We start from the raw sequence: 11,827 nt of genomic DNA on the forward strand, positions 1-11,827 counted from the left end.
CCTTGAGGGTCAGGTGGAGCGTGGATCGAGCCAGTCGCGCAGGGCATCGCCCAGGAAACTGGCGCCGAGCACGAAGAAGGTGATGGCAAGGCCGGGGAATGTGACGGTCCACCAGGCGGTATCGATATAAGAACGCCCGTCCGACACCATGCTGCCCCAGGTGGGAGTGGGGGCCTGCACGCCCAGCCCGAGAAAAGAAAGGGCGGATTCGAGCAGCACCGCCTCGCCCAACTGCAGGGTCGCGATGACGATCAGCGGGCCGACAAGGTTGGGCGCGACGTGGCGAAAGAGGATTGACTGGGAGGAGGCGCCGAGCGCAACGCTCGCCTCCACGAAGAGCGATTCGCGCAGCGTCAGGACGATGGAGCGGGCGTAGCGGGCATAAGGCACCCAGCCCCAGAGGCCGATGACGATGATGACACTCATCAGCCCGCCGCCGAAAAAGGCGATCCAGGCGATGGCGAAGAGGATCATCGGCATGGCCAGCTTGATGTCGGCAGCGCGCATCAGGAAGGCGCCGAGCACGCCGCCATAATAGCCGGCGACGAGCCCGACCAACATGCCGAGCGCCGCCGATACGCCGACCGCGCCTATGCCGACCATGACCGAGATGCGCGCCCCATGGATGATGCGCGAGAGGATGTCGCGGCCGACATGGTCGGTGCCCAGCCAGTGCAGCGTATCGGGCGGCAGATGGCGGGCCCGTAGCGATTGGCGCAGCGGGTCATAAGGGCTGATCACATCGGCAAAGAGGGCTGCGAACAGGACCAGCGCGACGATGGAAAGCCCGATCAGAGCCTTGGGATTGGTGAGGATGCGCGCCATCACGCGGCCCTCCTAATGCGCGGGTCGAGCAGGGAATACGCCAGATCCACCAAGAGGTTGATAAGGAGGAAAATGACGGTGAAGAGCGCGATGGAGGCGAGGACGACCGGATAGTCGCGGCTTTGCAGAGCGTAGATGCTGGCGCGCCCGAGGCCAGGCCAGGAAAAGACCGTCTCAGTGATCACCGTGCCGGTTAGCATGGCTCCGGCCTGGAGGCCCCACACGGTGACGATGGGGATGCGGGCGTTGCCGAAAGCGTGCTTGAGGATGACCATGTGCTCGGGCAGGCCCTTGGCGCGGGCAGTGCGGATGAAGGGCTGGCTAAGGACTTCCAGCATGGCGGTACGGGTCATGCGCGCCATCAGCGCATTCATGTACCAGCCAAGCGCAACGGCGGGCAGAATGATGGCGGTCCAATCACCGCGACCACTGGCGGGCAACCATCGCAGCTTCACCGAAAAGACGAGTATGAGCAGGATGCCGAGCCAGAAGACCGGCATGGACTGGCCGAGCACCGAGACGATTGTGGCGATGGTGTCGACCGGACCATTCCGCTTCGCTGCAGCGGCGATACCGAGCGGAATGGAAATGAGCGTGGCAAAGACCAGGGCCACGCCAGCGAGTTCGAGGGTGGCGGGCAGGGCTTCGAGCACCACGTCCATGGCCGGGCGGCGGGCGCGGAGCGAGGTGCCGAAATCGCCCTGCACGGCGTTGACGAGGAAGTCGCCGTAGCGGACAAGCATCGGCCGGTCGAGCCCCAGGGCCTCCCGCATGGCGACAACATCGGCCTCGGATGCCTCGATGGGCAGCATCATGCGAACCGGATCGCCCGATGCATTGATGAACAGGAAGACGATGAAGCTCATCACAATGACGACGAGCGGAATCTGCGCGAGCCTGATCAGAATGAGCCGTGCCATGTGGTGGTCCTGTTGGTTGTGCGGGGGTGGGGCCGCGGAGCGTGGATCTGCGCCGCGGCCCGGCCCTTACTCGCTCACCTTGATGTCGTAGGCCCAGACCATCTCGTCGGGACGCGGCGTCCAGTCGATGCGGCTGGTCATTCCGTAAATGTCCATGTTGTCAAAGAGGAAGATCCAGGGCGCATCGGCATGCACCTTTTGCTGGATCTCAGCGAGGATGCCCTTGCGCTTTTCGGCGTCATACTCGACCAGTTCGAGTTGGATCAGGGCATCGACCTCGTCGGACTGATAGAAGCGGCCATAGCGCGGCCCGTCGATGCGATAGCCAAGGTGCTGGTCACAATCCATCACCTGGTTGCCGGTGCCCACGAAGTGCATCGGATGGGCTTGCGCGGTCCACTGGCGGATGAACTCGGCCCATTCGGGCTGCACATGGGTGATCTGGATGCCGACATCGGCGAGCATGCCGGCGATGGCTTCCTGAAGCTCCTTGTCCTTGGCGTAGCGGCCAACGGGCCCGAGCATCTCGACGGCAAAGCCGTCGGGGTGGCCGGCCTCGGCAAGCAGCGCGCGCGCCTTTTCCGGATCGTATTCATAGGCGGGAAGCTGGGCGGCGCCGAAAAGTGTCTGGGTACAGACCGAGGCGTTCTCGATGGCGTAGCCGCCCATCACCACATCGATTAGTGCTTCCTTGTCGACGGCGTGGTTGACGGCCTGCCGGACGCGGATGTCGGTGAAGGGCCCCTTCATGGTGTCGAGGCCGACGAACATGTTGCGTACCGATGGCACGGCCTCGACCTTGAGGCCCTCGATCTTCTCGATCTCGGCGACGCGCTCGGAGGTGAGGTTGGAGATGATGTCGACTTCACGGTTGTTGAGCGAGGCGAAGCGGGCAAAATCCTCCGGGATCGGGCGGACGACGAAGCGCTCGATGGCGGCCGGACCGCGCCAATAGTCGTCGTTGCGTTCCAGAACGATCTGCTGGTTCTTGTCCCAGCGGGCGAACTTGAACGGACCCGTGCCGATGGGCGCCGAGCCGAAGGCTTCCTGCCCAGCCGCCTCGAAGGACGCCTTCGGCAGGATGGGCACGCGGATCAGTGTTGGCACGACGGTCGCGCGCGGGGCCGGCATCTTAACCAGCACGGTGAAGTCATCGACCTTCTCGACGCCATCGACGAAACCGCGCAACGACGAGAGCAGCGGTGAGGGACTGGTGGCATCGAACAGCCGTTGGTAGGAAAACACCACGTCGTCGGCGGTGAAGGGCGAACCGTCGTGGAATGTCACCCCCTGGCGCAGGGTCAGCTTCATCTGGTCGGGCTCGGGGAATTCCCAGCTTTCGGCGAGGCCGGGCACGATATTGCCCTCGCCATCGCGCCAGATCAGCGCGTCGTAAATGTTCATCATCACGCCGACGCTGGTGATGAGGGTGTCGACGGCCGGATCGAGGGATTCCGGGTCGACGCCCTGGGCGAGCGTAACTGTCTGAGCTTGGGCAGCGCCCATGGCGAGGGCAGAAACCATGGCGCCGGCCAACACCGTGCGGGCGATGCGGGCGGAAGCGAACGCGAAATCGAACATCCTGGTCATGTCACTCACATCCTTTCTGTCGGCCGGCCGGGATCGGCTGGCTTGGTTTGAAGAGGTCTGGTCTGGGAGAGGACCGGAGCCGGGTGCGGCGCCGGGTGGAAAGAACGGGGCGCGCCGGCGTCGGCCGCCTCGAGATCGAAGGCGGCGGCGAAAAGGGCGCGGGTATAGGGGTGGACCGGCGCGGCAAAGAGCGATGCGGCCGGGCCGGCCTCGAGCACCTTGCCGTCCTTCATCACCATCACTTCGTCGGCCAACGCACGGACGACGGCGAGATCGTGGGAAATGAAGAGGTAGGCGAGGCGATGGCGCGCCTGGAGATCGCGCAGGAGATCGACGATCTGGGCCTGCACGGAGCGATCGAGCGCTGACGTCGGCTCGTCGAGCACGATCAGCGCCGGCTTGAGCACCAGCACGCGAGCGATGGCGATGCGCTGGCGCTGGCCGCCGGAAAACTCGTGGGGGAAACGCCGGCGCGTCTCGGGGTCGAGCCCGACCTCGCGTAGTGCTTCAGCGACCATGCCATCCCGCTCCGCCGGGGTGCCGATGGCGTGGATTCGCAGGCCTTCCCCGACGATGTCGCCGACCCGGACGCGGGGCGAGAGGGCGCCGAAAGGATCCTGGAAGACGATCTGCATGCGCCTGCGCAGCGGCCGCATCTGTTCGCGGGAAAGAGCATCGATGGGGGCACCCTCGAAGCGGATGGCGCCGGCGGAGCCCTGAAGACGAAGCAGCGATCGTCCCAGCGTCGTCTTGCCCGAGCCGCTCTCGCCGACCACGGCAAGGGTCTGGCCGCGCCGGATGGCGAGCGAGACGCCATCGACCGCGCGCACCTCGCCGGTAGTGCGGCGAAGCAGGCCGCTACGGATGGGAAAGACGACGCGGACGTCGCGAGCCTCGAGAATAACGGGCGCATCGGGCTCGACAGGCACCGGGCCGCCCTTGGGCTGGGCAGCAAGCAGCATGCGCGTATAGGCATGCTGGGGCGCCGAAAAGACGCTCTTGACCGGACCGTGCTCGACGATCTCCCCCTTGTTCATGACGCAGACGCGATGCGCCATCTTCTCCACGATCCTGAGGTCGTGGGTAATGAGCAGCAACGCCATGCCGAAGCTTTGCTGCAATTCGGCAATCAGCCCCAACACCTGGGCCTGGATGGTAACGTCTAGGGCGGTCGTAGGCTCGTCGGCGATGAGCAACTGCGGCTCGTTTGCTAACGCCATGGCGATCATGGCGCGCTGCGCCTGCCCGCCGGAGAGCTCGAAGGGATAGGATTTGAGCCGGCGCCGGGGATCGGGGATGCGCACGATTTCGAGCAGTTCGAGCGCCCGCGCGGCGGCGGCCTTGCGATCTAAGCGGCGATGGACGGCGAGCACCTCAACGATCTGTTCCTCGATGGTGAGGACGGGATTGAGGCTACTCATCGGCTCCTGGAAGATCATGGCGATGCGGTTGCCGCGGATACCGAGCAGGGTCTGCGGGCGGGCGCCGACGAGTTCGGTGCCGGCAAAGCGGATGGAGCCACTCTTGTGGCGGGCGGTGGGATAGGGCAGCAGTTGCAGGATGGAGAGGGCAGTGACCGACTTGCCCGAACCGCTCTCGCCCACGAGGCCGAGCGTTTCGCCGGCAGCGAGATCGAAGGAAACGCCGCGTACGACGTCGAACTGTTTTTCCCCAGCGGTGAAGGTGACCCCGAGATCGCGGACCGAGAGGAGCGGGGCTGGCTCAGCCATCGGCCAGTACCGGCAGGATGATCCGCGAGGGGTGGGCATCGTCGTGCAACACGGCCTGCCGGGCGATGCGCAGCTCGCTATCGGTGTGGAAGGGGCGGCCGGTATTGTGGTTGCGGTCAAATGCCGGGAAGTCGGATGAGGTTATGTCGAGCCGGATGCGGCTGCCGGACCTGAAGCGGATGCCGACGGGCAGGAGCTTGATGGCGATCTCGACCGGCTCGCCGGAAGGCATCGGAATTTCGCAGTCGTAGCCCTCGCGGTAGCGGCAGCGAAGGATGCCGTGGCTGATGTTGACCGCAAGGCCATCGGCGCCGACTTCGATCAGTCGTGCGACGAAATCGGTGTCGGGCGCATCGGTCGTGACCCATAGCCTGACTTCGACCGAGCCCGCGAGCACGATGTCCTCGGCGAGCGGGGGGGTCTGATAGACGAGGATATCCTGCCGATCGCGCAGCGGGCGCTGGTCGCAGGCGGCGGCCTGGCCATCGGGCTCGACGAGGCTGAGGACGGGATCGGCGGGATCGTAGGTGAATCGGTCGGGCGTGGAGCTGGGGGCGGTGTCGCGCGACAAGGTGCCGTCGCCGGCTGGCATGTTGGCGCGGCCATTGCTGCCGAGGAAGAAGGGCGTGGCGACCATGTCGGCGGGCGGCCAGGAAGAGAATGTGCGCCAGTCGGTCTCGTTGAGCAGGAACAGGCGGGCCGGCTTTTCGCCGGCGAGGCCTGTATCGCGGCCCTTGAGGTGATGGTCGTACCAGCGGGTGAGCTGGGCGACGAGATCGAGCTGGGCGTTGGGGCCGTAGTCGCGCGGGCCCTTCCAGTCCGCCCGGCCTTCATTGTCGTGGATCCACGGGCCGATGACGAGGCGGTGCTGGTCGCGGGTGGCGGCGGGGCCATGCGCCACCATGCCCGGAAAGTGGAAGGCGCAGTGGCTGAGGCGATCCCACCAGCCGGTGAGCGTTAAGGTAGGCACCTCCACCTGCGGGTAGCTCGCCTCGAGCGACCAGAATTCGCGATTGATCTCGTCCCAGTAGCGGCGCTGCATGGCGGCATCGGGACCGAAGAGGTGGTCGGGCACCTCTGCGAGCGGCAGGTGCCAGATCCACTTGCCGCGCAGCAGCCTGTCCCAGTGGTGATCGGCTTCGGCGACGGTCTGCGGGAAGGCGGTGTCGCCAGCCCTGAGCCGCGAGGAGACGGCCATGTGGTGCTGCCAGCGCAGGCGGATGCCTGTCTCGAAGATGCCCGAGGTGCAATCGAGGGTGCGGGCGGAAAAGCCCGATGTGGCCATGGCCTTCAACGCGGGCGGGCGGGCCGAGGCCATGCGCCAGATGAGCCAGGAGGGATAGGAATTGCCCCAGGTGCCGACCTGGCCGTCGGAGCCGGCGAGGCCAGCGGCCCATTCGCAGGCGGCATAGCCATCGGCCGCCTCGACCGCCTGGCCCTCCTCCGACATGTGCCAGACCCATGTGCCATCGGAGGCGTCGCGGCCGCGTATATCCTGGACCACGGCCATGTAGCCGGCGGCGGCCAGCCGCTCGGCAATGCCGCGGTAGCGGGGGTGCGTCTTGTCGTAGGGGGTGCGGCAGAGCAGCACCGGAAAGCGGCCCGGCCCATCGGGGCGGTAGACATCGGCGCGGAGTGTCACGCCATCGGCGAGCCGGCACTCGGCGTTGCTGGTGAGGGTGTAGCCGCCGGCCATGTTCGGGTCCCCCGGTCACTGGGCAGTGACGGGACGCTATTGCCTGCCTGCCATCGTGGGAAATATTCCTTTCTGGCAGTTTCATTCAAAACGGATATGGAGTGCCCCATGCGGCTGCGGCATATCGAGATTTTCCGCGCCCTGATGCTGACCCATTCGGTGACGCGGGCGGCCGAACAGCTCAACACCTCCCAGCCGACGGCGAGCCGGTTCCTCGCCGAGCTGGAACGGGAGTTGGGGTTCGCGCTCTTCACCCGCACCGGGGGCAAGCTTTACCCGACGCCCGAGGCCGATGCGCTCTATGTCGAGGTGCAGCGCAGTTTCTCCGGGCTCGATCGCATCGCCGAGGTGGCGCGCGGCATCGCGGAATTCCGCGCCGACAGGCTGCGTATCTCTTCGATTTCCAGCTTTGCGCTCGGGCACCTTGCCAAGGTGGTGCCGGCTTTCGGCCGGCAGTTCGAGAGCGTCGAGATCGCCGTGGACGTGGGCGGATTCGACGAAGTGGTGCGCGACGTCATCGCCAATCAGTGCGAGATCGGCTTCGTGGCCTATCCTGTCGACCACAAGGGCCTGACCCAGTTGCCGATTCTGAGGACGAACGCGCTGTGCGCCATGCCGGCGGGTCACCGGCTGGCGGAGCTCAAAACGATCACCTTTGCCGACTTGGCCGGGGAGGCCTTCATTTCGCTCGGGCATGACGTGCCCTCCGGCCGGCGGGTCGACAGGCTGTTTGCCGAAGCGGGGGTGGCGCGGCGCACCGTACTCGAAACGCGAAACGCGGCGATCGCATGCAGCTTCATCAAGGAAGGGATGGGCGTTTCCATACTCGACCCGCTCACGGTGACTGCACTGCTCGATCCGCGCATGACGGCACGCCCCTTCGAGCCCGGAATTACATTCCAGTTCTCGGCGCTTATGCGCTCGGACCGGCCGCTGACGCGGATCGCGCGCAAGTTCCTCGATGCGGTAGCTGCCACCCCACCCCAGGGGAGACAGGCGATAGCAGCGGAGCGGCCTCAGTCGGCGCCAATCTCATATCGGGAGTGAATGAAGGTGGCCCAAAGGGATATTTGCGAAAACGCGCGTGCTGTCGGCATTCTCTCCCCGATGTCCATTTCCCGGAGCCCTCGATGCTTGCCGATGCCCTGCCGATCGTCCGCCTCGTGCCCAACGACACCCCGCGCATTTCGCGGGTAGTGACCTGCGGGCCGCTGGTCTATCTCGCCGGTGTCACGGCGGCCGAGCCGTCGCCCGATTTTGCCACGCAAGTGCGCCAGGTGTTCGAACGCATTGACGGGTTCCTCGAACAGGGGGGATCCGACAAGCACCACGTGCTCTCGGCGACGATCTGGCTGGCGGACATCCGAACCATCGGCGTCATGAACGCGGTGTGGGACGAATGGGTCAGCCGCGACAATGCGCCGGCCCGTGCCACGGTGGAGGCGCGGCTGGCAAAGCCAGAGCTTAAGATCGAGATCGGGATCGTTGCCATTCGCTCTTCCTCCTGAGGTTCGGGCCCATAGCCGCCCTTCTCGCCCCATTTTGCTGTCGGCACGACAGTCAGCCAGGGTGGTGCCTCGCTGACGTTGCCCATCTGCCTAGTACAATTTCAAATATGCTCTGGCCCCACGAGCTCATAAGCGGCGACGGTTCGGTTATCGCAATATGCATGTTCTGTTGGGCTCCAGGGCCACTTGGTCAACCACAAGTGGACGTTTTACATCCACCGGGAAGGGAAGCCGGTGGAGCGCCAGAGAGGTGAACGCAAGCGGGCCGTCGGCACCAGGCCCCGATGCTGATCCCCGTTGGCGACCAACGACCAGTGGTCGCCATCTCGTCTCCGAACAGCTCACCGACGGTAGCCGCTGTTCACGGTCGCTGATGACTGCACCCGCGAGTGCCTAGCGCTTGTCGAAGATGTATCGCTCTTGGGAATGGGTGAGGCAGAGACGCCTATCGTTGGCCGCGGCCCGACAGGATGACCATCTCCCTGAACGAAGTCGCGCCGCGAGGAGCTATCGTCGTCCAAAAGCAAACGGGACGAAATTTTTTTGCAGATGGTCGATGCCCCCGCCCGTCGAGGCCCGGGCGGCCTTCTATCAGACAGGGGTGTGGCAGCGCCACGCTCGGCGCAGATAATGGCATTGTCGAGCAACTTCAGTTAGTGGGCATCACCCGCAACCGTGGTCTCATCAGCAGTGGCATTCACACTCCCCAAATCGGCACGCGGCAGGTGTCGAGGGTGCGCAACCTGATAGCGGAGCCGGAGAATGATCCCTTTTTCAGAGGGAACTGTCCTTTCAACGCCGCCAGATAGCCTGCCCATCAGGAGCCGACGCTTCTCGCCCATCGTGCCGGCCTGATCGAGAGCGGCCGGATCAAGTCCAATGCGCGGGTTGCCGAGAGCTTGTTCCGAAAAGCACTGGCGAGGGTTATGGCGCGGTGACGGCAGCCATCTTCTGGCTCAAGACGCGGGCCCCGCTGGAAAGAGACCTCTGTCCAGGAGATGGCCTCAAGTCGGGACTGTCCGGTGACCGTGCAGATCGTGCGCTTCGGCAAGGAGCCGTAGCGACGGCGAACTCCCTGGCCGCCTTCCAGGGATTGAAAAATTTACCGCAAAAGTGCAGCGATGTTAGAAGAACCTAATTCTAGCATCAGGAACGAGCATGCAGGGACGGACATACGAGCGATTCACTCAGGGCGACGCGCCCGAGAATGCAATTTTTGTTTTAGTAATATCCCGAAACGGCATCGTCATTGCTGAGTTAGGGCGTTTTCGTTTCGACGTAAATAAAGGCGAGAATGCTTGGTATATTGAGATATTTTCAGACGTTAGTAGCGCACTACTTGCCGCCGACGCCGAGGCGGCCTCGACGAGTATCGAGCGAGTGGTCGTCTGCATCGAAGATGACCAGCTCTGGGACCCGGTCTGGGGCGGATGGCGATGGTCCCCAAGCAGCTAAGCCAGCCGGTACGCAACGCGCCTGACCGGACCTTTTTTGCTTCTCCGGCCACCTTCGGAATCATTCAGTCTCGCCTGCAGCCGCTAAGGCGACACTCGCGAGGTCCGTTCTGTTTCCACAACTTGGACTTGCCTGAAGGTGCCCTCCGAGCACACTGCAAACGGTCGTTTGCACTGTGCTCACAAGGAGGCATAGCGATGTTGAAGGCGGCGGTCGCCTATTACCGCGTCTCGACGCAGCGCCAGGGGCGCTCCGGTCTCGGCATCGAGGCGCAGGGAGCGCGGGTCGGTCAGTTCGCGGGAAGCGACGTAGCACGCCAAATCGGTTGGTAAGGAACGTCAGAATGGTCGGCAGAAGGTCAAGGGCGCAGCAGAAAGGGCGACGCTCTTTGCGTGCCGCAATCAGCAAACTTGCTGGCTTAGCGAGTTGGCCTCCAAGGCTATCGAATCCCGCGGTCATCACACTGTTAGCTGCCGGCTACCAAGGCCGAGACATACGCGACGTAAGCTGTCAGCATGATGGCGCCTTCCCAGCGTGAAACGCGACGACCCGTCGTTGCAAAGACCACAAGTAGGGCGGTCACCCCAAGTAGCACCCAAAGATCGAAGCCGGCAATTTCCGCGGGCACATCGATCGGGGTGACGATCGCTGACACCCCCAAGATGCCGAATATGTTATAGATATTGGATCCGACGATGTTCCCAAATGCAACGTCAGCCTGCCTTCGCCACGCAGCCGCGATAGACGTAATCAGTTCGGGCAAAGACGTCCCAACTGCGACGATCGTCAGACCAATAATAGTCTCGCTAACGCCTGCGAGAGATGCGAGGGCAACTGCGCCGGAAACAAGAAGGCGGGCGCCGAATATGGTCAATACCAAACCAATAACGGTGAGCCCTATGGCCAGCATCAGACCGATGCGCGGCGCCGACGTATCCTCAAGCTTGGGCACGTTACCCGCTAGTGCAGGCCGCCGGCGCTCCGAGAGAAATGTGAACACCACGTAGACAATGAGCGCGGTGACCAGGAGCAGCCCTGACAGCCGATCGATCCGGCCGAAAAGTATCACTGCTGCTGCCGCCAAGGCTGCAATAATGAGTACCAGACCGTCGCGCCTAAAGGCCTTCCGATCGACGGCAAAGGGCAGCACAGCAGCGGAAAGGCCCAGGATCAACAGGATATTTGCGATGTTGGATCCCACGACATTGCCGACGGCGATTCCAGGAGCCCCCCTGAGGGCAGCTTCCAGGCTTGTAACAAGCTCTGGGGTAGAGGTGCCGAAACCCACCAGCGTAAGGCCAATCAACAGCGGCGAAACCCTCAGGTGCTGCGCGACTGTCACGGCGCCCCTTACCAAAAGGTCGCCACCCAGAGCCAGGAAGATCAGGCCAATCAGGATTTCAATCGCAACCATCTTGCCGGACCCTCCATCCTTGGTGTGTGGAGCGCGTGCAGACTGCCGCGCTCCACAGTTGGCTGGGATTATGGGGCGAAAAACGCAGATGTAATTTGATAACTCGCCCCCGCGCACGCCGTCTTCAGACCGCTCTCACGGCGGATATCCGCACAAGCGCTGCGACTTCTTTTGGGTTCGAGACGCCGTCTGCTTCGAGCACGGATCGACACATGCCGAGCAACGCGTTGAATTGAGCGGCCGTCAAGTGAGCGTCTGCTATCCGGCGCTCCGCATTCTGGTCTGCTGTGGCCTCGTCGGCCGCGAAAGCGATCACATGCGTTTCCATCTCGCGTGCCACATCATCGACTGCAAACGACCTCAGCACCGGGTGCTGCTTGAGAAGGTTGATTATTCGCCGGTGTTCGGAAATGGACGCGTTCCCATCGGCATGGGCGATGATCATGCCCGCTGCGACCGCCGCCTCCATGAAGGAGATGTGGACACTCAAATGCGGGTCATCACCGGCCTCGACATCAAGCCGTTCAGAGTCGTTCCGGCTGATCGGCCGCTTTGAGAACATTGCGCCATCGACATCAGTGTACTTGGCCATCCGCAGATTCTCCTCTCGATGCAGGAGAACCGGGAACCGGCGAATACCGGTCCTACAGCCAAGCCCTCCTGACTGTGAACCGACATCGCACCGACTT

At 63.8% G+C, this 11,827-nt stretch carries 10 protein-coding genes and 1 pseudogene; 4 read left to right on the plus strand and 7 right to left on the minus strand.

Annotation, left to right across the window (positions count from 1 at the left end; translation table 11 throughout):
• Positions 1–9: 9 nt before the first annotated feature.
• From BT183_RS10060 to BT183_RS10080, 5 genes are all read right to left on the minus strand, one after another.
• Positions 10–825: an ABC transporter permease gene (locus BT183_RS10060; RefSeq protein ID WP_072342305.1), complete on the minus strand. Its 816-nt coding sequence runs from the start codon at positions 823–825 to the stop codon at positions 10–12.
• The gene (locus BT183_RS10065; RefSeq protein WP_072342308.1) at positions 825–1,745 is read right to left on the minus strand and encodes an ABC transporter permease; all 921 of its coding nucleotides are present in this window, start codon (positions 1,743–1,745) and stop codon (positions 825–827) included. The genes BT183_RS10060 and BT183_RS10065 overlap by 1 nt, the downstream gene beginning before the upstream one ends.
• A gap of 66 nt (positions 1,746–1,811) precedes the next feature.
• Entirely contained in the window at positions 1,812–3,335 is a 1,524-nt protein-coding gene (locus BT183_RS10070) for an ABC transporter substrate-binding protein (protein WP_084603432.1), read from the minus strand.
• Between the two features lie 5 nt (positions 3,336–3,340).
• Positions 3,341–5,065 carry an ABC transporter ATP-binding protein gene (locus BT183_RS10075; protein ID WP_072342312.1) on the minus strand — a complete coding sequence of 575 codons (1,725 nt, stop codon included), beginning with the start codon at positions 5,063–5,065 and terminating at the stop codon, positions 3,341–3,343.
• Positions 5,058–6,761, minus strand: coding sequence for a CocE/NonD family hydrolase (locus BT183_RS10080; protein WP_072342315.1), 1,704 nt, complete (start codon positions 6,759–6,761; stop codon positions 5,058–5,060). The genes BT183_RS10075 and BT183_RS10080 overlap by 8 nt, the downstream gene beginning before the upstream one ends.
• 108 nt (positions 6,762–6,869) lie before the next feature.
• Between BT183_RS10080 and BT183_RS10085 the strand changes: the two genes are divergently transcribed.
• The 4 genes and pseudogenes from BT183_RS10085 (at position 6,870) to BT183_RS20480 (ending at position 9,724) form a co-directional block, all read left to right on the plus strand.
• Positions 6,870–7,808 (plus strand): LysR substrate-binding domain-containing protein, encoded by a 939-nt coding sequence (locus BT183_RS10085; protein WP_072342318.1) that lies wholly within the window; start codon positions 6,870–6,872, stop codon positions 7,806–7,808.
• Between the two features lie 83 nt (positions 7,809–7,891).
• Positions 7,892–8,269 (plus strand): RidA family protein, encoded by a 378-nt coding sequence (locus BT183_RS10090; protein WP_072342321.1) that lies wholly within the window; start codon positions 7,892–7,894, stop codon positions 8,267–8,269.
• Positions 8,270–8,393: 124 nt separating this feature from the next.
• A pseudogene (locus BT183_RS21265) lies at positions 8,394–8,698 on the plus strand (IS3 family transposase); the annotation flags it as partial.
• Positions 8,699–9,427: 729 nt separating this feature from the next.
• A complete protein-coding gene (locus BT183_RS20480) occupies positions 9,428–9,724 on the plus strand; it encodes a hypothetical protein (protein WP_143145754.1) in 297 nt (98 codons plus the stop codon).
• Between the two features lie 466 nt (positions 9,725–10,190).
• Here BT183_RS20480 and BT183_RS10100 read toward each other — a convergent pair whose 3' ends face one another.
• The gene (locus BT183_RS10100) at positions 10,191–11,138 is read right to left on the minus strand and encodes a calcium/sodium antiporter (protein WP_072342324.1); all 948 of its coding nucleotides are present in this window, start codon (positions 11,136–11,138) and stop codon (positions 10,191–10,193) included.
• A gap of 124 nt (positions 11,139–11,262) precedes the next feature.
• Positions 11,263–11,730, minus strand: coding sequence for a tellurite resistance TerB family protein (locus tag BT183_RS10105; protein ID WP_072342327.1), 468 nt, complete (start codon positions 11,728–11,730; stop codon positions 11,263–11,265).
• Between the last annotated feature and the right edge of the window lie 97 nt (positions 11,731–11,827).

Origin of the sequence: Devosia enhydra (assembly GCF_900119845.1) — a bacterium.
Taxonomy (GTDB): domain Bacteria; phylum Pseudomonadota; class Alphaproteobacteria; order Rhizobiales; family Devosiaceae; genus FPKU01.

Bases quoted from the DNA above. Each gene is read 5' to 3' on its own strand.
- BT183_RS10060 (WP_072342305.1), bottom strand. From the start codon at position 825: ATGGCGCGCATCCTCACCAATCCCAAGGCTCTGATCGGGCTTTCCATC.
- BT183_RS10065 (WP_072342308.1), bottom strand. From the start codon at position 1,745: ATGGCACGGCTCATTCTGATCAGGCTCGCGCAGATTCCGCTCGTCGTC.
- BT183_RS10070 (WP_084603432.1), bottom strand. From the start codon at position 3,335: ATGACCAGGATGTTCGATTTCGCGTTCGCTTCCGCCCGCATCGCCCGC.
- BT183_RS10075 (WP_072342312.1), bottom strand. From the start codon at position 5,065: ATGGCTGAGCCAGCCCCGCTCCTCTCGGTCCGCGATCTCGGGGTCACC.
- BT183_RS10080 (WP_072342315.1), bottom strand. From the start codon at position 6,761: ATGGCCGGCGGCTACACCCTCACCAGCAACGCCGAGTGCCGGCTCGCC.
- BT183_RS10085 (WP_072342318.1), top strand. From the start codon at position 6,870: ATGCGGCTGCGGCATATCGAGATTTTCCGCGCCCTGATGCTGACCCAT.
- BT183_RS10090 (WP_072342321.1), top strand. From the start codon at position 7,892: ATGCTTGCCGATGCCCTGCCGATCGTCCGCCTCGTGCCCAACGACACC.
- BT183_RS20480 (WP_143145754.1), top strand. From the start codon at position 9,428: ATGCAGGGACGGACATACGAGCGATTCACTCAGGGCGACGCGCCCGAG.
- BT183_RS10100 (WP_072342324.1), bottom strand. From the start codon at position 11,138: ATGGTTGCGATTGAAATCCTGATTGGCCTGATCTTCCTGGCTCTGGGT.
- BT183_RS10105 (WP_072342327.1), bottom strand. From the start codon at position 11,730: ATGGCCAAGTACACTGATGTCGATGGCGCAATGTTCTCAAAGCGGCCG.